This window comes from Tenacibaculum sp. SSH1-16, from assembly GCF_040104435.1.
Taxonomy (GTDB): Bacteria; Bacteroidota; Bacteroidia; order Flavobacteriales; family Flavobacteriaceae; genus Polaribacter; species Polaribacter mesophilus.
The window spans coordinates 123290-143549 of record NZ_JBECOV010000003.1 but is presented as its reverse complement, the minus strand read 5'-3'; the positions used below and the strand labels follow the sequence as shown (position 1 = coordinate 143549).

The 20260-nt window shown below is 31.0% G+C and carries 21 protein-coding genes; 9 read left to right on the top strand and 12 right to left on the bottom strand.

Features of this window, described 5'->3' with window-relative positions; all coding sequences use genetic code 11:
* Nucleotides 1–4 precede the first annotated feature (4 nt).
* The 7 genes from hisA to ABMY20_RS05580 all read left to right on the top strand — a co-directional run bounded on the left by hisA (nt 5) and on the right by ABMY20_RS05580 (nt 5847).
* Nucleotides 5–721: a 1-(5-phosphoribosyl)-5-[(5-phosphoribosylamino)methylideneamino]imidazole-4-carboxamide isomerase gene (hisA, locus tag ABMY20_RS05610; RefSeq protein ID WP_349264817.1), complete on the top strand. Its 717-nt coding sequence runs from the start codon at nt 5–7 to the stop codon at nt 719–721.
* A gap of 3 nt (nt 722–724) precedes the next feature.
* Nucleotides 725–1477 carry an imidazole glycerol phosphate synthase subunit HisF gene (hisF, locus tag ABMY20_RS05605; protein ID WP_047788895.1) on the top strand — a complete coding sequence of 251 codons (753 nt, stop codon included), beginning with the start codon at nt 725–727 and terminating at the stop codon, nt 1475–1477.
* Complete coding sequence (hisIE, locus tag ABMY20_RS05600) at nt 1474–2058, top strand: bifunctional phosphoribosyl-AMP cyclohydrolase/phosphoribosyl-ATP diphosphatase HisIE (protein ID WP_349264816.1); 585 nt, start codon at nt 1474–1476, stop codon at nt 2056–2058. Before hisF ends, hisIE begins: the two co-directional genes overlap by 4 nt.
* A 262-nt stretch (nt 2059–2320) precedes the next feature.
* Nucleotides 2321–3475 (top strand): SAM-dependent methyltransferase, encoded by a 1155-nt coding sequence (locus tag ABMY20_RS05595; protein ID WP_349264815.1) that lies wholly within the window; start codon nt 2321–2323, stop codon nt 3473–3475.
* A 9-nt stretch (nt 3476–3484) separates the two neighbouring features.
* On the top strand, nt 3485–4054 hold the full coding sequence (locus ABMY20_RS05590; protein ID WP_349264814.1) for a Crp/Fnr family transcriptional regulator: 570 nt from the start codon (nt 3485–3487) through the stop codon (nt 4052–4054).
* A 77-nt stretch (nt 4055–4131) separates the two neighbouring features.
* Nucleotides 4132–4806, top strand: a complete 675-nt coding sequence (locus ABMY20_RS05585; protein ID WP_047788891.1) for a type 1 glutamine amidotransferase domain-containing protein — start codon at nt 4132–4134, stop codon at nt 4804–4806.
* Between the two features lie 117 nt (nt 4807–4923).
* Nucleotides 4924–5847 (top strand): EamA family transporter, encoded by a 924-nt coding sequence (locus ABMY20_RS05580; protein WP_047788890.1) that lies wholly within the window; start codon nt 4924–4926, stop codon nt 5845–5847.
* Between the two features lie 45 nt (nt 5848–5892).
* Here ABMY20_RS05580 and ABMY20_RS05575 read toward each other — a convergent pair whose 3' ends face one another.
* The 11 genes from ABMY20_RS05575 to ABMY20_RS05525 are packed head-to-tail and all read right to left on the bottom strand — an operon-like array spanning nt 5893 to nt 15717.
* Complete coding sequence (locus tag ABMY20_RS05575) at nt 5893–6288, bottom strand: hypothetical protein (protein ID WP_173360939.1); 396 nt, start codon at nt 6286–6288, stop codon at nt 5893–5895.
* 40 nt (nt 6289–6328) lie between these two features.
* Complete coding sequence (locus ABMY20_RS05570; protein WP_349264813.1) at nt 6329–7150, bottom strand: DUF1853 family protein; 822 nt, start codon at nt 7148–7150, stop codon at nt 6329–6331.
* Nucleotides 7151–7157: 7 nt separating this feature from the next.
* On the bottom strand, nt 7158–7661 hold the full coding sequence (locus tag ABMY20_RS05565) for an OmpH family outer membrane protein (protein WP_047788866.1): 504 nt from the start codon (nt 7659–7661) through the stop codon (nt 7158–7160).
* 58 nt (nt 7662–7719) lie between these two features.
* Entirely contained in the window at nt 7720–8628 is a 909-nt protein-coding gene (gene miaA, locus ABMY20_RS05560; protein WP_253680230.1) for a tRNA (adenosine(37)-N6)-dimethylallyltransferase MiaA, read from the bottom strand.
* Entirely contained in the window at nt 8629–9444 is an 816-nt protein-coding gene (locus tag ABMY20_RS05555) for an ion transporter (protein ID WP_082118625.1), read from the bottom strand.
* A 31-nt stretch (nt 9445–9475) separates the two neighbouring features.
* Nucleotides 9476–10573: an exonuclease domain-containing protein gene (locus tag ABMY20_RS05550; protein WP_047788863.1), complete on the bottom strand. Its 1098-nt coding sequence runs from the start codon at nt 10571–10573 to the stop codon at nt 9476–9478.
* A 33-nt stretch (nt 10574–10606) separates the two neighbouring features.
* A complete protein-coding gene (locus ABMY20_RS05545) occupies nt 10607–11275 on the bottom strand; it encodes a YggS family pyridoxal phosphate-dependent enzyme (protein ID WP_349264812.1) in 669 nt (222 codons plus the stop codon).
* Nucleotides 11276–11299: 24 nt separating this feature from the next.
* The gene (locus tag ABMY20_RS05540; protein WP_047788861.1) at nt 11300–12538 is read right to left on the bottom strand and encodes a DUF1015 domain-containing protein; all 1239 of its coding nucleotides are present in this window, start codon (nt 12536–12538) and stop codon (nt 11300–11302) included.
* Nucleotides 12539–12541: 3 nt separating this feature from the next.
* Nucleotides 12542–13495: a D-2-hydroxyacid dehydrogenase gene (locus ABMY20_RS05535; RefSeq protein WP_349264811.1), complete on the bottom strand. Its 954-nt coding sequence runs from the start codon at nt 13493–13495 to the stop codon at nt 12542–12544.
* Nucleotides 13496–13538: 43 nt separating this feature from the next.
* Nucleotides 13539–14603 carry a 3-phosphoserine/phosphohydroxythreonine transaminase gene (gene serC / locus ABMY20_RS05530; protein ID WP_281979301.1) on the bottom strand — a complete coding sequence of 355 codons (1065 nt, stop codon included), beginning with the start codon at nt 14601–14603 and terminating at the stop codon, nt 13539–13541.
* Between the two features lie 52 nt (nt 14604–14655).
* The gene (locus ABMY20_RS05525) at nt 14656–15717 is read right to left on the bottom strand and encodes an acyl-CoA reductase (protein ID WP_253680224.1); all 1062 of its coding nucleotides are present in this window, start codon (nt 15715–15717) and stop codon (nt 14656–14658) included.
* A 71-nt stretch (nt 15718–15788) separates the two neighbouring features.
* Between ABMY20_RS05525 and ABMY20_RS05520 the strand changes: the two genes are divergently transcribed.
* Nucleotides 15789–16139, top strand: a complete 351-nt coding sequence (locus ABMY20_RS05520; protein WP_349264810.1) for a 4Fe-4S dicluster domain-containing protein — start codon at nt 15789–15791, stop codon at nt 16137–16139.
* Between the two features lie 79 nt (nt 16140–16218).
* Here the strand turns inward: ABMY20_RS05520 and ABMY20_RS05515 are convergent, their stop codons facing one another.
* Nucleotides 16219–18942, bottom strand: a complete 2724-nt coding sequence (locus ABMY20_RS05515; RefSeq protein WP_349264809.1) for a TonB-dependent receptor — start codon at nt 18940–18942, stop codon at nt 16219–16221.
* Nucleotides 18943–19122: 180 nt separating this feature from the next.
* Between ABMY20_RS05515 and ychF the strand changes: the two genes are divergently transcribed.
* Nucleotides 19123–20214, top strand: a complete 1092-nt coding sequence (gene ychF, locus ABMY20_RS05510) for a redox-regulated ATPase YchF (RefSeq protein WP_073184091.1) — start codon at nt 19123–19125, stop codon at nt 20212–20214.
* The last annotated feature ends 46 nt before the right edge of the window (nt 20215–20260 follow it).

The following is a 20260-nucleotide window of genomic DNA, read 5'->3' as shown; positions in this document are numbered from 1 at the left end:
TAAAATGAGAATTATACCCGCAATAGATATTATAGAAGGAAAATGTGTCCGCTTGACTAAGGGCGATTATGATACCAAAAAAATATATAATGAAAGTCCGTTAGAAGTAGCAAAAGAATTTGAGGCAAACGGAATAGAATACTTACATGTTGTTGATTTAGATGGCGCAAAATCTAGTCGAATTATAAACCACAAAGTATTAGAGCAAATAGCAACGAAAACGAATTTAAAAATTGATTTTGGAGGAGGTCTAAAGTCAGATGAAGATGCTCGAACTGCATTTGAAAGTGGTGCAAACCAAATAACAGGAGGAAGTATAGCGGTAAAAAATCCAGATATATTTATTGGATGGCTTACTAAATACGGAAAGGATAAAATAATTTTGGGAGCTGATTGTAAAGATAGAAAAATTGCGACTAATGGTTGGTTACAAACCTCAGAAGTTGATGTTGTTGAATTTATAAGTGAATATCAAGAAATAGGTATTTTAAACACAATTTGTACCGATGTAGCTAAAGACGGGATGTTACAAGGAGCTTCTTTAGATTTATATTTAGAAATTTTGAGTAAAACTTCAGTCAACTTAATAGCGAGTGGAGGAGTAGCCAATATCAATGACTTACATCGATTAAAAGAAATTGGTTGTGAAGGAGCCATTGTAGGAAAAGCCATTTATGAAGGAAATATAAGTTTAAAAGAATTACAAGAATTTATAAGTTAAAACATGTTAAAGAAAAGAATTATTCCATGTTTGGATATAAAAAATGGAAGAACGGTTAAAGGGGTCAATTTTATAGATATTAAAGATGCTGGAGATCCAGTAGAATTAGCAAAACAATATGTAAAACAAGGAGCGGATGAATTAGTATTTTTAGATATTACAGCTACTTTAGAAAATAGAAAAACCTTAGTTACATTAGTAAAAACAATTGCACGAGAGATTAATATTCCTTTTACTGTTGGTGGAGGTATTAGTACTGTTGAAGATGCAGTGGCGTTAATACAAGCTGGAGCAGATAAAGTAAGCATCAATTCTTCCGCAGTAAAAAATCCACAATTAATTACGGATTTAAAAAATCGGTTTGGGAGTCAGTTTGTAGTTGTAGCTATTGATACGAAAAATGTAAATGGGGAATGGAAAGTGTTCACCAAAGGAGGTACTTTTGAAACCGAACTAGAAACTGTGAGTTGGGCTACAGGGGTTGAAAAATTAGGCGCAGGTGAAATTCTATTAACTTCTATGAATAGTGATGGTACTAAAAACGGATTTGACATTGAAGTAACCAATGCAGTGAGTAAAGCTGTTAATATTCCTGTGATTGCTTCTGGTGGTGCTGGAAAAGTAGAGCACTTTACTGAAGTCTTTACCAAAACCCAAGCTAGTGCAGGATTAGCTGCTAGTATCTTTCACTTTGATGAAATACCAGTACCCGTACTAAAAAACGAATTAAAAAAACAAAACATAGCTATACGATGAATATAGATTTTACAAAAGGAAACGGGTTAATTCCTGTTGTTATTCAAAACAATACTACTTTGCAGGTGTTAATGCTGGGTTATATGAATAAAGAAGCCTTTATCAAAACACAAAAAGAAGGAAAAGTTACTTTTTATAGCCGAAGTAAAAATAGACTTTGGACAAAAGGTGAAGAATCAGGAAACTTTTTATGGGTGAAAGACATTCAATTAGACTGTGACAATGACACTTTGTTAATTAAAGTAACTCCAAAAGGACCTACATGCCACAAAGGAACTACTTCTTGCTTTGCAGAAGAGACCTCTAAAGGTTTTTTATACTCGTTAGAGAGCATTATTGCTGATCGAATAGATAATGATGTAGAAACCTCTTACACTAATAAACTTTTTAAAAGAGGTATTAATAAAGTAGCTCAAAAAGTAGGAGAGGAGGCTGTAGAAGTAGTCATCGAAGCAAAAGATAATAACGATGAACTATTTAAAAATGAGGCTGCTGATTTACTATATCATTATTTAATTTTATTAAAGGCAAAAGGTTTTAAGCTAACAGATATTGAAAGTGTTTTGAAAAATAGAAATTAAAAAAAGTTAGTTAACATGTTACAACCTCCTTTATAGAAAGTTTATAAAGTCAACTATTAGGGAAGGTTATGTGCTAATATTAATTATAAAACTTATAATTATTCTTTTTAAAGTTAAGTAAGAAGAAAGATGTAGATAATAAATTATTAACTTTTAGATATTTAATACAGTTTAATTTTCTTAAAGACGATTTTGAATAAAAAATGTTAAGGATGATAAGAAATATGAGAAATATTAATAATCGATTGTCTATTTTTACGGTATGAAAGAAGACTTACACCAACTGTTTACAGAGTTTCAAAATAGTATACAAAAAAACGATTTTGTAAAATTGACTTTAAGTAAACCAATTCGTAAAAGTGATGACTTGTCGAATGTATACGTTCGTCAAATAACGCTAAAAGGAGACGTGTGTTTTCAGTTTTTATATCGATATAAAACAAACGACCAGGCAAAAAATTATTCATTTGAAGAGAGTATAGAAGAATTAACTCTTTTACTTTCAGAAAAGTTTAGAGCGGCGACATTATTTACGTTGGAAAATGATTTATTAGTGTTTCTTTCTAAGAAGAAGAAAGTAAGCTATAAAACTACACAACCTAGTTTTAAAAATAAGTTACCAGAAACCCATGACAAACCCAAAGAGAAAAGAGCCAAAAACAGCGAGTATTTATATCATTTGGGAATAACTGATAAAGAGGGAAAGGTAATCCCCAAAATGGCGGATAAATACCGTCAAATTAATAAGTATTTAGAAATTATAGAAGCGCAAATACAATCGGTTAAGTTACCTAATCATATCAATATTGTTGACATGGGGTCAGGAAAGGGGTATTTAACCTTTGCTTTATATGATTATTTGGTAAATCAAAAAGGGTATACAGCTAGTGTTACAGGTATTGAATTGCGTGAAAGTTTGGTAAATTATTGTAATAATATTGCTAAAAAATGCGGGTTCAAAGGTTTATTATTTGTAGCACAACCTATTCAGGAGTATGACAATGATAAAATAGATATTTTAATAGCTTTACATGCTTGTGATACAGCTACAGATGATGCTATATACAAAGGGTTGGTTTCTAAAGCAGAGTTAATCATTTGTGCACCGTGTTGTCATAAACAAATCCGTCAGCAAGTAAAAGGAAAAGAGCAGGAGAGTCCTTTGTTAAAATATGGTATTTTTAAAGAACGTCAGTTTGAAATGGTTACTGACACCATACGCGCTTTAATTTTAGAGAAGAATAATTATACTACAAAAGTTTTTGAATTTATAAGCAACGAACATACACGTAAAAATGTAATGCTGATAGGTGCTAAATCATCTAGAAAGGTAGATAAAAAACGTATTGAAGCTAAAATTTCAGATTTAAAAGGAGCTTATCAAATAGAACAACACTATTTAGAGGGCTTACTATAACTTTTTATAATGAATACATCTGTTAGTAATGTGTTTAAAGATCTTCAGTTAGAAAATGAAGAATTAAAGGAGGTTGAGGATATTTTTTCAGAAGTAACTTATAAAAAAGGTGATATGATATTACATACTAACGAGAAAGTATACTATCAATATTATGTAATAAAAGGTTGTTTACGAACTTTTTTTATGGATACTAAAGGAAAAGAACATACCATACAATTTGCAATTCACGATTGGTGGATTAGTGATTATATAGGTTACTTTTCTGAATCAGAATCGATACTTGCCATTGAATGTATTACCGATGCTGTTGTGTTAAAAGTAGCTAAGAGTAATTTGGATAGTATTTATGAAAAAGTTCCTAAAATAGAACATTTTTTTAGAAAAAAGTTAGAGCGTTCAACAGTGCGATTTCAAAAAAGAATCTTAAATAATTTGGTGTTATCAGCTAAAGAGAGGTATCATTTGTTTTTACAAACCTATCCAAACATAGAGCAACAAATTAAAAACTATCATTTAGCATCTTATTTAGGAATAACAACCGAAAGTTTAAGTAGAATACGAAAAGATACATTATAAGCCTCTTTATTACCATACATCAATTTTTTTTTAACTTTCATGTTCTAATTTTGGAGTAACTTAAAAATATAAATAACATGAAAAAAGTAGTATTTGTACTAACTAGTCATGAAGAGCTAGGAAATACAGGAGAAAAAACAGGTTTTTGGATTGAAGAATTTGCAGCACCTTATTATCTATTAAAAGACAAAGGAGTAGAAGTGACTCTAGCATCTCCAAAAGGAGGACAACCACCAATTGACCCTAAAAGTAATGAACCAGATTTTCAAACACCAGCAACACTTCGTTTTAATAAAGATGAAGAACTTCAAAATGTCATGGCGAACACTGCAAAGTTAAGTGATATTAGTGAGGCTGATTATGATGCTATTTTTTATCCAGGAGGACATGGACCTTTATGGGATTTAGCTGAAGATAAACATTCTATAGCTTTAATAGAAGCTTTTTATACAAACGATAAGCCAGTTGGTGCTGTTTGTCATGCGCCTATAGTATTAAAAGATGCACAAGTAAATGGAGAGCCTTTAGTTAAAAATAAAAAAGTAACTGGTTTTTCTAATACAGAAGAAGAGATAATGCAATTAACTTCAATTGTGCCATTTTTAGTGGAAGATGAGCTAAAAAACAAAGGCGGAATTTATAGTAAAGCAGGAGATTGGCAAGAATATGTTATTGAAGACGGAAATTTAATTACAGGACAAAACCCAGCTTCATCAGAGTTAGTAGCTGAAAAATTACTGGCAAAATTATAGTTATTCTAAGGGAGAATATTAAAATAAAAATCGGTTAAAAATATTTTTAGCCGATTTTTATTTTTTAGGTATAAGTAAAAAGGTTTTATTGTATATTTAACGCCTAAGAATAAAAAAATGAAAGAATCTAAACCACTAATTATAGCGGCTTTTATTGCTATTTATGTTATTTGGGGATCCACTTATTTATTGAATAAAATTGTTGTTACAGAAGTATCTCCGTTATTATTAGCAGCCATTCGTTTTTCTATATCGGGAGCATTAATTATGTTAATAGCTAAGTTTTTAAAAGTACCTATTACAGTAACCAAAAAGCAACTTTTAAACTCTGCGATAGCAGGCTTCCTTTTTTTAGTATATGGAAATGGAATGTTTGTTTGGGCATTAAAGTTTGTTGATAGCGGTTTTGGAGCGTTATTAGCGGCAACACAGCCATTATTTGTATTATTACTACTACGTTTAATTGATGGAAAAAAGATGCAACGACAATCAATTATAGGAGTAGTTTTAGGGATTATAGGAATGTATTTATTGGTTAGTCAAAATGAAATAACAACTTCAAAAGATATGCTAATAGGAATTTTTATGATTTTTTCTTGTGTTTTAAGTTGGAGTTATGGTAGTGTATTTGTTTCTAAAGCCAAACTTCCTAAAAACTTTTTTGTAAGTACAGGTTACCAAATGCTTTTTGCAGGTGGCTTACTTTTTACTGCATCTTTATTATTAGGTGAAAACTGGTCTTCTCCCTTGGATTGGTCTTTTAAAGCGCAAGGAGCTATGTTTTTATTAATAGTTTTTGGAAGTATTGTAGCTTTTACATCTTTTAACTACTTGTTAAAAATTGTTCCAACAGAAAAAGTATCAACATCAGCGTATGTAAATCCTGTAGTAGCCTTGTTTTTAGGATGGTATTTTTTAGATGAAACCTTAACAACACAATCGGTAATAGCGTCTATTGTATTATTATCAGGAGTTTATTTTATTACATCAAGAAAACGAATATCAAAACTTAAAGTAACTTCTAAACCACAAAAAGTATAAACTTCTATTAACAGGAGTGTTTTAGTAGTGTTTTAAGCATAGTAATTATATTCCTTTACCTGATAAATACATAACTAGTTCTCCTGTATCATGTCTTATTATTACGATAGTTTTTCTTGTGCCAACTTTAGTTGGTGTAAATACTAGATTGAAATAAGTACCTTTTCTGCTAATACTTGTTCCTATGGACAATCCTTCAATCCTAAAATCTTTAGGATTATCTCCTTTAAGAAGTATTTCAGTTATCCTTGTATCTACATCACATACATTTGAAAGTTTAAATTCTGACTTTTTACTTGTGTGTATTTTAGATTCTAGTTGAAAATAGTCGAGAGAAACTTCATTAGCTTCAACACAAGTAATGGGCTCATCACCCTTAAAACAAGAAGAAAAAAAAGTTATGATGAAAAGTAGTAAGAGAAATATATTTGAATTTTTCATGATTTTTTAGCAGCAAATTTAATAAGTAATTTGAAATACACTAATTATTCCACCAAACTATAAAAAACTTAAAAAGTTCGCCGTTTGGTTTCTTTAGCCAACAAAGAGGAGTATTTTCTTCATTTAAAAATTGTTGAAGTTTATCTTGAAAGGTTTCAAAAGTTAACCAGTCAATATTTGAATGTGGATTTACTAACCAGTTATGTTTATTAGGAATATAGAATTTACAATCTGAGAATTGTGGTAATTCTTTCGGGTAAATATAAAAACCATAGATACACTCATTATTTAGCTGTTTGATTTTTTTCCCGAAATCCTTTAGAGGAACAAACAATTGTGCTTTAAAATATACTTGTTGTATTATTTCATCTATAACCAACTTTAATTTATCTAAATAAGTTTTAGTGTGATTAGAATAGAGTAGTGGTAATTGTTTTTCTTGAAGTTTTGTTAGCTTTTGAATAAGAGAATCGCGTCGATTTGGGCCAATCCAATGTTCAATTTCAGAGTTTCCAACAGAAACATCATATAAGTAGAACTTATATATAATTTCTAAATGAATTGATTCTTTATCCTTTAACAATAAACAATCTAACTCTCCTACAGTAATTTTTTCATTTTGAATTTGAATGTTCTCAGCAAGGATTGATACAGAACTATTTTGATTTAATTCAAATGAAACAAAACGTTCAACCAATTTACCCAAACGTAGTTTTTGTTTGATTTCTTCATTAAACGAGATTGTTTTAATTTTTAATATGGAGAATTGTTCTAAATTAAAAACACCTTTTCCATGCCATAGAAAAGGTGTTTTTAAAAATCCTTCATATTGTAATTGTAAGTCTTTTTGTTTTAGGGACATAAAAGATTTACTCTTTAATTCCTAGTTTATCTAATACCAATTTAGTGATATCAAAACGTTCATCGATATAACCAAATTCGTTTCCAGTAGTAGTTAAAATTTGTGTATAACCATTAGCTTTTGCTACTTCAGCTATTACTTCGCTTAGTTTTTTATATAGTGGTCTTAAACTCTGCTCTCTTTGCACTTGCATCATAGCTGATCCATTCTGACGAAATTTACCCATTTCTTGTTCAAGAGTTCTTAATTCTTGAATTCTAGTTTTCTTATCATCATCGGTCATTAGTTTTTCTTCTGCTTTAAAAGAATCAACTTTTGTCTTATATTCTGTAGCTTTTATTTGAAAACTAGAATCTAGTTTTTTACCATAATTTTCTACTCGTTGTAAGACCCCTTTCATTTGAGGCATTTTACTAATGACTAATTCGCTATCTACCGTTCCTACTTTGGTTTGCGCATTTGAAAATCCTATAAAAAATAAAGTTAGTATAAAAGTGATTTTTAGTTTCATGTATTTCTGTTTTTTGACAAATATAAAAAAGTGATTTTTTTAGTGCTCTTAAAAAGCGTTAAAGTTTATTTTCAATAGTTTTTATGATATTTTGAAGATCTTCTTGGAAATCAAACCATAAAATGTTTGAATCTTTACGAAACCATGTTCCTTGTCGTTTGGCAAACCTTCTTGAGTTCTTCTTAATTTCCTCAATAGCAAATTCTTTAGCAAAGTTACCTTCAAAATATTCGAATAACTCTCTGTATCCTACTGTTTGCAATGCGTTTAGGTTTTTATAAGGATGTAGTTTTTTAGCTTCTTCTATCAAACCTTTTTCAATCATAATAGCTACACGACGATTAATACGATCATACATAATTTCTCTATCGGCTGTCAATCCAATTTTTATAGATTGAAAATTACGAGGTGCTTTAGGTTTATTTTTAAAAGAACTGTATGTTTCTCCAGTTCCTATACAAATCTCTAAAGAACGGATTAATCGATGTGGATTGTCAATAGCAATCGTATTGTAAGCTTCAATATCAAGTTTTTTTAATCTTTTTTGAAGATGTTCTATACCTTTGTTTTCTAACTCAGTAGTTAAATCTATTCTTATTTGTGGATCTACATCAGGAAAATAATCTAATCCTTTTAAAACAGCATCTACATACAAACCACTTCCGCCTACCATTATTTGAATAGGTTTTTTAGTAAATAGTTCGTTTAGAGTTTTTAATGCATCTTTTTCAAACTGTCCTACTGAATAATTTTCAAAAACACTTCTGTTTTGAATAAAATGATGTGGAGCAGCATCCAGTTCTTCGGGGTCAGGAACCGCTGTTCCTATAGTCATTTCCTTATAAAACTGACGAGAGTCACACGAAATAATTTCACAATTAAAGTGCTGAGCTAGTTTAATGCTTAGTGCTGTTTTACCAATAGCAGTTGCACCAACAATCGTAATTAATGTGTTTTTTTGAGACATTTAGTTCAGTTTTGTTCCGCAATGATAACAAAATTCTGCATCATCTTTATGTCCTTCATAGGAGCAATTTGGGCAAGATTGAGTGTTTAGGTGTACCTTTTTTTTAGTCATTTCGGAACTTACAATTCCTGTAGGTATCGCAATAATAGCATAACCAATAATTACTGTAATACTTGCAATAAATTGTCCTAAAGCGGTTTGCGGAGCAATATCTCCATAACCAACGGTTGTAAGTGTTACTATTGACCAATAAATGCTTCTAGGAATACTTGTAAAGCCGTTTTCAGCCCCTTCAATAAAATACATTACGGAACCTAAAATGATACAGATAATCAACACAAAATAAAGAAAGACTCCAATTTTAGCTTTACTAGCATTTAAAGCTTTTATTAATTGATTTGACTCTCCAATATACCTAGAGACTTTTAAAATCCTAAAAACTCTTAATAGGCGTAATGCTCTCAAAGCTATTAAACTACTATGTGTACCTACAAAAAAGAACGTTAGGTACATAGGAATAGTAGAAAGTAAATCTATAATACCATAAAAGCTAAAAATGTATTTTGTTGGCTTGTTTATTGAAATAATTCTTAGGATATACTCAATGGAAAAAAAAATGGTAATAATCCATTCTGAAATATATAGGAAATTATGATGTTTGTTATCAAAACTTTCAATACTTTCAAGCATAACCAGTACAATACTTGCTAAGATTGCAAATAACAAGATGATGTCAAATAATCGTCCTGCAGGAGTATCTGCTTCATAGATTACTTCATGTAATTTTTCTCTCCAATTAAGTTTTTTACTATCCAAAAGATTAGGTTTTTGAATGCTTTATAGCATATTATAAATTATTTTCAACTTGTAATCGTACTATTTTAGAGACTTTATTTTTTAGTAAGTAGTTTTTAATGATAGTTTTTGCTAACTCTTTGTATTCAATAGGAGTAAGCATTGATTTTAGAATAGATAACTGGTTTTCCTGAAAAGCAAGATTGGTATATGTATATCCTATAACTTCGTTTTTTTCGATTAAAATTACGGCGTGTTCTTCAGGAATTCTGCCTTTATCAACAATAAGCATATTATCGTGATTAAAGTTTTTATCTGTAATTTTTCTTTTTCTAATGATATTGTACTTAGGTTTTAGCTTTTCAAGTTCTAAATGATATTTTAAACGGGTAAAAAGCATATTCCCAGTTTCTTCATAAGAAACTTTACTAACTCTTTTTATTACTTTTAATGCTTTTCTAGTTTCTTTTAAAAAGAGTTTATTAGTTTCTTGCTTTATATTTTTACCTCTCCCTACAAAAATGATTGTTCCTTCGTGGTTATGAACATAAAAAAGACCTTCTTTTTCAGGTAAACTATCTAATATTCTTTGAATACGAAACTTTTCATGTCTGTTGTCAAAATACTTTATAGATTGTTGAATAATACCTTTTTCAACATCTTTATCTATTAATAGTTTAAATAATTGTACCGTAGCTAATGCGTCACCTGTTGCTCTGTGACGATCAGACATAGGAATTCCTAAAAACTTACAGAGTTTTCCTAGACTATGAGATGGTGACTCTGGAATTAGTTTTTTGCTTAAACTAACTGTACATAGTGTATTTCGTTTGTATTTATAACCTAACCTGTCAAATTCGGTACGAAGAATACGATAATCAAAATTAGCATTATGAGCCACAATAAAACAATCTTGAGTTATTTCAACAATTCTTTTTGCTATTTCATAAAACTTGGGCGCATTTCGTAGCATTTTATTATTAATACCAGTAAGTTTTACAACAAATTCCTGAATTTCCCTTTCTGGATTAACTAAACTAATGAATTGATCTACAATTTGATGTCCATCATATTTATAGATGGCAATTTCTGTAATCCCTTCTTCGTTATATTTCCCTCCAGTAGTTTCAATGTCTAAAATAGCGTACAAATCTCTCCCTTTTTTAAGCTAGTTTATGTAAATCTAAGCAATATAATTTCTAACTCCAAAAATTGAGCTTCCTATTCGTACCATTGTACTACCATTTTTTATGGCTAATTCATAATCTCCACTCATTCCCATAGATAATGTTTGTAAATTAGGATAGTTTTCTTTATTTCCATTAAAGAAATTAGCTAATGAAGAAAATTCTTCTTGTAATTGTTTTTGGTTATCTGTAAACGTAGCCATTCCCATTAAACCAACAATTTTTATATTTTCAAGCTCTTCTAACTGATCTGACGCTAAAATAGCTTCAATATCTTCAAAAGGTAACCCAAATTTAGTATCTTCTTTAGCAATTCGTGCTTGTAACAAACAATTAATAACTCTATTATGTTTTTTAGCCTGTTTGTTTATTTCTTTCAGTGTTTTAAAACTATCTACACCATGAATTAAATCAACAAAATGAGCCATATACTTTACCTTATTACGTTGTAAATGACCAATCATATGCCATTTTATGTCCTTAGGCAATTCATCATACTTAGCTACCATTTCTTGTATTTTATTCTCACCAAATATTCGCTGACCAGCATCGTAAGCTTCTTTTAAATCTGCAATAGGTTTGGTTTTAGAAACAGCAACTAACGTTACATTTTCTGGTAGTGTTGATTTTATTTTTTGAAGATTTTCTTTAATTTCTGTAATCATAATAATTGTTTATCAGACTTTATACTAAAACTCGTAAATAGTTAAAGCACTTCTTAACTTAGGTTCTATGTAGGTTGTTTTCGGTGGCATCATTAAGCCAGCATCAACAATAGTTTTTAGTTCTTGAATATTGGTAGGTAGCATTCCAAAAGAAACTTTAAACTCACCACTGTCAACCTTTGTTTTTAATTCTAACCCGTCAGATTTGTCTTGAGAATATACAATTTTAGAAGCGTTTCTAATATCCTCAATTCCTAAAATAGGTTCTAATACGGTTGTATATAAAATATAAGCATCTAATTCACTTAAACAGTCAGTAAATTCATAAGCTGATTTACGTAAATACAAAGCATAAAATTCACCATTTAAATACATGCTAAAATGGTGTTTTTCTTTAGGTTTATATAATTCCTGTCCACGATTCTCAATTCTAAAATGAGTATCTAATTCTATTAAAAGCTCCTCTGGAGTTAACCCGTTTAAATCTCTTATAAATCTATTGAATTCATAAATTTTTACCTGACTTTCAGGTAATAGGTAACTCATGAAAAAATTATAGTCTTCTTTACCTGTATGTTTTGGATTATTCTCTGCTAAATTTTGTGCCAATAAACATGAAGATGTTGAACGATGATGTCCATCAGCAATATATAGGGTGTTAACTTCTTTAAAAGCTTTGGCTATTTGCTCTACATCTTTCTCTTCGTTTATTACCCATAAAAAATGTAAATCCCTATCAGATGTAGAAAACTCGTATTCGGCTCTTTCTTCCTGATATTTTTTTATAATAACATTAATTACATCATTGTCAGGGTAGGTGAGTAGTACTGGTTCTGCATTAAAACCTGTATTTTTTAAGTAGTTTTCAAATAGTAACTCACGTTCTTTTAAAGTGTCTTCGTGCTTTTTTATTACTTCATTATGATAATCTTCTACAGAGGTTGCTGCGATTATTCCACAGAAATTATCATTTGGAGTTATTTTTTGATATATGTAATAAGCAGGAGTTTCATCTTGCTTAAAGACTTCATTTTCTTTGAATTCTAAGTAACGATTGTGTACCAACTTAAAACGTTGTTCTCCTGTTACATCTTGTTTATGGTATTTATATCCAGGATTAATTACATGCAAAAAAGTGTATGGATTAAAATCGAGTTTTGCACCGATTTCCGCAGGAGTATAAATTTCATACGATTTAGAAGATACTAAAGCAACTTTATCTCTGGTAGCTCTAACAGCTTTAAAAGGTTTTACAATTGCCATAGATTATTCGCTTAGTAATTCGATGATTTTGTTAGCAAGTTCAATTCCAGCTCTATCTTGTGCTTCAACTGTTGAAGCACCAATATGAGGTGTCATCGATATTTCAGGGTTCATTAATAGTTGAATTTCAGGTCTTGGTTGGCTTTCAAAAACGTCTAATCCTGCATATTTAACCTTTCCACTATCAATAGCATTAACTAAATCAACTTCATTTAGAATACCTCCATGAGAAGTGTTTATAATTCCTACACCATTTTTCATCTTGTCAAACAAAGATGTTTCTATAACATATCCCTCTTGAGCAGGAAGATGTAGTGTAATAAAGTCTGATTTTGATAATAGGTTATCTATACTTTCCGTTTCAATAAAGAAGTCTACTGATTGACCATCGAAAAAAGGAATTGTGATAGTTGCATTGTCTATTTCTACATCAGTTGCTATCACTTCCATACCTAAAGCTAGTGCAGTTTTTGCAACTTCTTGTCCTACAGTATCAAACCCAATAATACCTAATGTTTTACCTCTTAGCTCAGTTCCTTGCGAGTATTGCTTTTTTAAGGCGTTAAAGCGCATATCTCCTTCTAAAGGCATTTCACGGTTTGACTGGTGTAAAAAACGAACCATTCCAAATAAATGCGCAAATACTAGTTCTGCAATTGAAGTAGCTGAAGCATCTTCACTATTCACAATATGAACTCCATTATCAATAGCATAATCAACATCAATGTTGTCCATTTCGGTTCCTAAACAAGCAATAAGTTTAATGCTTGGGCAAGCATCAATTAACTCTTGTCGCACTTGTGTAGTATTACCTACTGTAATAGCATCAATAGCATGATCGTTTATATAATTTTCTAGCTGCTCTTGTGCAACTTTTGTATTTATAACTTCAAAACCTTTGTTTTCTAAAGCTTGTATTCCGCTAGCGGAAATTCCATCATTCACTAATATCTTCATCGTTCTTTATATTAAAATGTCATTGTGAAAAATGACGTTGTATCTAACTTATTCTTTCTAATTCTTGCATTACATCTACTAAAGCTTGTACACTGTATAAAGGTAAAGCGTTGTACATACTTGCACGATAACCACCAACACTTCTATGGCCGCTTAATCCATTAATATTGGCTTCTTGCCACATTTTATCAAACTTAGCTTGCAAGTTTTTATCAGCTAAGGTAAAAGTAGCATTCATATGACTTCGGTCTTCTATAGCAGCGACTCCTTTAAATAAAGGATTTCTGTCTATTTCACTGTATAAAAGAGCTGATTTCTTCTCATTCACTTTTTCAATGAATTCGATACCTCCTAAATCTTTTAACCACTCTAAGGTTAACATGGAAGTATATACTGCAAATACAGGTGGTGTATTAAACATACTTTCTTTGTCAAGAAATACTTGGTAATTTAACATTGAAGGAATTTGGCGCTCAACTTTTCCTAAAATGTCTTCTTTTATTACAACAAGGGTAGTACCAGCTGGTCCCATATTTTTTTGAGCTCCTGCGTAAATTAAATCAAATTTTGAAAAATCCAGTTGACGAGAAAAAATATCAGAACTCATATCACATATCATTGGAACAGAAGTCTTAGGAAAACTCTTCATTTGTGTTCCGTAAATGGTATTATTGCTAGTACAATGGAAGTAATCTACATCTGTAGGAATTTCATATGTTTTGGGAATATAACTGAAGTTCTTATCTTTTGAGGAAGCTACTTCTACTAATTCGCCAAATAATTTAGCTTCTTTAATTGCTTTATCACTCCAAGTCCCTGTATTTAAGTAAGCTGCTTTTTTATTTAGTAAGTTATAAGCAACCATTAAAAACTGCATACTGGCTCCACCTTGCAAAAACAATGCTTTGTAGCCTTTATTTTCAAGACCTAATAATTCTAGTGCTAAGCTTCTTGCTTTTTCAATTACATCTACAAAGGGTTGACTTCTGTGTGAAATTTCGATTAAAGATAAATTGTCATTATTAAAGTCAATGACTGCTTCTGATGCTTTTTTTAGCACTTCTTCAGGTAAAATACAAGGCCCTGCACTAAAGTTATGTTTTTTCATTTGTGTTGTTGTGTTTTGCTACACAAAGGTGCAAATTTATATAGAGACTCTTTTAAATTTTAGCTAAAAATTCTAGTGTGTTTACGCCGTCAGCATAGTCCCATAACTTGGGGTGTTGTGTCTGTCCGAATGCTATTTCATTTTCAATAAAATTATTGGCCACTATACACTGAATTTGCTCTCTGTCTTCCCACAATTTAATTTTTAAATCATCTGCATTATCATAGTACTCATAAAAAACAGAAGCGATAGGAGAGGCGTAGCTTTCATCTTCTTTAATCATTAAAAACCCATTTTCTAAAATATCAAACTCACTCATTAAATACACTGCCTTATTGTAATCGTAATTATTAGCGTATTTAACATTGTTAATGATTTCATGTTGTTGATACATTCCATTGAAAAAAGCGTCGAAATTATAGTCTTTAGGAACAAATACTTTTGAAACAGAACGACAACCTAATCCGAAATAACGAAAAACATCTTCGCTTAAATTTTGCAGTTGTTCTTCCGATTCATTTCCTGTTAAAACCGCAACAGAATTTCTGTTTTTTCTTATAATGCTAGGTTTATCTTTAAAGTAATATTCAAAATAACGTGCTGTATTATTACTACCAGTAGCTATTACCGCATCAAACCCTGTTAGTTTTTCTTCAGTAAACGTGATTTTTCTTTTTAATTCAGGATCAATATATTCTAAATATTTTGCTAAAAAAGGCAATAAATGTTTATCGTTAGAAGATTGTTTAACTAATACCGAGTGCCCAGAAATTAGAACTGATAAAAAGTCATGAAAGCCTACTAACGGAATGTTTCCAGCCATGATAACAGCGACTAATTTAGGTTCGTTGTTACCTAAGTTTTCGTTAGCAATCCACTGAGTTAAGTTTTCAGAAGTGAGTGCTTTTGCCCAATTTTCTATAGAGAATAATATGTTTTCTCTGGTAAACCAGGTGTTATTTTCTCCTGCTATTTTTAATTGATGCTTAAATCCATCAAAAAACAATTCGTTATGTTCTATATGTTCTTTTTTCTCTATTTTTTCTTGAGAAAATTGACTTAAAAATTCTCCTAGTTTATGAAAAGCGTTAATTCTACTTTTTATACTATCCATTTATTTTGGTTCTAAATTAAATTGGAACTATTTTTGCAAATGCAAAGTTACAAAACTGAAAGAGATTAATTATGGCAATTATAATAACTGATGAATGTATAAACTGTGGTGCTTGCGAACCTGAATGTCCTAATACAGCAATTTACGAAGGTGCAGATGACTGGAAATATGCTGACGGTACTGATTTAACAGGAAATATTGTTTTACCAAACGGTAAATCTGCCAATGCGAATGAAGATCAAGAGCCAATTTCGGATGAAATTTATTACATTGTTGTAGATAAATGTACAGAATGTAAAGGTTTTCATGAGGAGCCACAATGTGCTGCTGTTTGTCCTGTTGATTGTTGTGTTCCTGATGAAGATAATGTAGAAACAGAAGAAGAGTTATTAGCTAAACAACGTTTTATGCATAACGATTAATAAACTCCAAATTTTTGGAGATATGAAATAAAAAAATCCTGAGAATATTCTCAGGATTTTTTGTTTTTATGAAAAACTATTAAAGTTTAAATCCTAGTCTAGTAAAAAAGTAAGCACCGTCTGACCCCATTTGAACAGAATCTGCTAACCCACCTTGATCAGTCCATCCATCAAACTGTGGAGTAGGATATACATTGAAAATATTGTTTCCTCCAATCGTAAAGGTAATTTTATCTGTAAAAGCATAGCTTAGACTTAAATCAGTTGTAATAGCTGATTTATACACATCATTTCCTGCTTTATATAAATTAGTATCTCCAATACCATCCTCATCAGTATCAAAATTTAAAGCTTCACTTTCATTGGCAGGAGAGTACTGTACCCATTGAAAATCAAACAACTCAACATCACTGAATTTAGTTAGATTTAGAGACACATCAAACTTCTTATATCCATACCTTAGGTTTAAACCGAATTTGTGATCTGGAGCTGCTGCTTTTAAATAAGCTTCAGAAAAAGGACTAAAGAAAGTAAATTTGTTTAAGTTTCCGTTCTTTATCTTTTCAATTTTAGTATCGTTAAAGTTTCCTACCAATCCTACATCTATTCTATGATCTTCAAAAGACTTTTTATAGTTTAAAACAATATCTAATCCTTGAGTTTTTGTATCAACACCATTTGCAAAGAATTGTGCTGCATCAACGCCTAAATTCAATCCAGAAGCATCAAAGTTATCTGTTAAAATAATGCGATCATCAACAGTAATAGAATATGCATCAATGGTAGCTGTAAATCCACCAATTTTATAAGTAAACCCTAAACTAGCATTGAATGCTGTCTCTTCTTTTAATTGTTCTATTCCGAAAGCTCTAGTTACAGTACTGTTATTTGCAGATAATAATGATGGTAAAGATTCCCCATTAACAATATTGGTAAACTTTAAATTATAATATAATTGAGCTAAAGATGGTGCTCTGAAACCTGAGGAAATAGAGCCTCTCAAGGTTAAGTTATCACTTGCTTTAAATCTTGAAGCTAACTTAAAGTTAAATGTACTACCAAAATCACTGTAATCTTCATAACGAACAGCTGCGCCTACTAAGAATTTTTCTGTAAAGTTAAATTCAGAATCAAAATAGATACCTACATTACTTCTTGAACGGTCAACTTCATTATCAGGTCCATATCCAGGGAACCCTTGAGAACCACCAGGTAATTCATCACCATTACTGTCAACAGCTACTGGTTGAACAGCAGGATTTGTCATTAATACTCCGTTATCATCATATAATCCATAAGAAGCTTCTTCACCAGCAAAAATGATAAAGTTTTCCGTTCTATATTCTAAACCGAAAGCAAGGTTAACTCCACTCATTAAATCTTCTAAGTACTTACTAAAATCTAATCCAGTAGTATTTTGTGATAAACTATGACCTCCTGCATTAAAATCGGTAGGTGAAGCATCTTTTAAAGAAGCGTTGTTTGAGTCTTTGATGAAATAATGAAACTTGTTTTCTCCATACGTATTATTGAAGTCAATCTCCCAACCATTTTCTAATTTATGTTTAATTCCTGCTGATACAGATATATCAGTGATGTTTGAAGTAATTCTAGGAGTAAATCCATTAGGATGTATGCTAGGAACACTTCTATTGTCGCCTTCATCAAAACTATCTCTTGAAAAAGCATACGCATCAGTATCTCTATAATTTCTACCTCCAAAAGCATATGCTTCGGTATTGTCATTTATAGGTAAACTAGCATTTACCATAAAATTGAATCCATCTATAGCAGCGCTACCATATCCTTTTCGCCAAGAAAAACCAGGTCTCAATGTTCTTTCTTTTGACAATAATTCGGTAGTAAAGTTTACAAAACCTCCTTTATCATTCAATTTAGCTCCGTAGTTTAAATCTAGTTTAAAAGTTCCACCATCAAAACTTTTGTCTTCTCCATCTAATCTGTTTTTTCCTTCAACATTGTATAAAGTTTCTCCTGTAGCTTCAGCCCATCCACTTCCTATTGCTGTGCTATAAACTCCATAACCAATACTTCCTGAAACACCGTCGGTATTATCTTTTAAAACAATATTAATAACTCCTGCAATAGCATCAGAACCATACTGAGCAGACGCTCCATCTCTTAGAACTTCAATTCTTTTAATAGCAGCAGCAGGAATTGCATTTAAATCGGTTCCTGAATTTCCGCGTCCACGTGTTCCAAAAATATTAACTAATGATGATTGATGGCGTCTTTTACCGTTGATAAGTACCAAAGTTTGGTCTGGACCTAAACCTCTTAAGGAAGCAGGTACGATATGGTCGGCACCATCTGACCCTGATTGCTTAGTAGCATTAAATGACGGAGCTGCATACTGTAATATATCATTTACTTCTACTTTACCATTTTTAGTTGCTAAATCTCCTACATCAATTATATCAACAGGTACAGGTGTGTCAATAGCTGTTCTTTTAGGGTTTCTAGACCCTACGATAACAACTTCATCTAATTCTAAACCTTCTTTTAAAACAATATTAAAATTAGTTTTTCCATTAATAGGAATTTCTTGTGTTTCAAAACCTGAAAAACTAACTATTAAAGTTCCATCTATATTAACATTAAGTGAAAACTCGCCGTTAAAATCTGTAGATGTACCATTAGAGGTTCCTTTTTCTACAATGTTAGCTCCTGGCAAAGGTTCGTTATTTATATCTTTTACTGTTCCTCTAATTAATGTTTGAGCATTTAACAAGTAAAGTCCACCAAAAAATAGGTAAATAATAAGAAGGGTACGTTTTTTCATGTGAAAATATTTTTTAAGTTAATTTATTAAAAATAGTAAAAAATCAACCTAAGTCTTAAAAAAATGTTAAAACCATAAATTAAAGAGCTATAAACTAACTTAAATGAATCTTAAATAATTAGAAAATTTAGAAAGCAAAGCACTATATTTGCACTCGCAAAATTTCAATAAAACAATAGAATGAAAGCTGGAATTGTAGGATTACCAAACGTAGGGAAATCAACCTTATTTAACTGTTTATCTAACGCAAAAGCGCAGAGTGCAAACTTTCCGTTTTGTACCATTGAACCTAATTTAGGAGTAGTAAACGTGCCAGATACTCGTTTAGAAAAGCTAGAAGAATTAGTAAACCCTGAAAGAGTTTTACCTGCAACTGTAGAAATTGTAGATATTGCTGGTTTAGTAAAAGGAGCTAGTAAAGGAGAAGGTTTAGGTAACCAGTTCTTGGCAAACATTCGTGAAACAGATGCTATTTTACATGTATTGCGTTGTTTTGATAACGATAATATAGTACACGTAGATGGCTCTGTTGATCCTATAAGAGATAAGGAAACTATTGATATAGAACTTCAGTTAAAAGATTTAGAAACTGTTCAAAAACGTTTGGAGCGTGTAAAAAGAACAGCTAAAACAGGTAATAAGGAGGCGCAAGTAGAATTAGAAATTCTATTAAAGGTTGAAGAAACATTATTAGAAGGAAAATCTGTTCGCTCTATTGAATTTACAGAAAAAGAAGAGGAATTTGTAAAACCATTACAGTTCATTACTGCAAAACCAGTTTTATATGTGTGTAATGTTGATGAAGGTTCTGCTGTTTCAGGAAATGCTTATGTTGATAAGGTAAAAGAAGCTGTAGCACACGAAAATGCTGAAGTTATTGTATTGGCTGTAGGTACGGAAGCAGATATTACAGAGTTGGATGATTACGAAGAGCGTCAGATGTTCTTAGCTGATATAGGATTAGAAGAAGCAGGAGTTTCTCGCTTAGTTCGTTCGGCTTATAAGTTATTAAACTTACAAACTTATTTCACTGCAGGTGTAAAAGAAGTAAGAGCTTGGACAATTCCTGTAGGTGCTACTGCACCTCAAGCGGCAGGAGTTATTCACACTGATTTTGAAAAGGGGTTTATCCGCGCTGAGACTATTAGTTATGATGATTATGTATCATTTGGTAGTGAAGCTAAAGTGAAAGAAGCAGGTAAAATGAGAGTAGAAGGAAAGGAGTATATCGTTAAAGATGGTGATATTATGCACTTTAGATTTAACGTATAATTTTTTACTTAATAAAGTCTAAACTCCACTAAAATCTAGTGGAGTT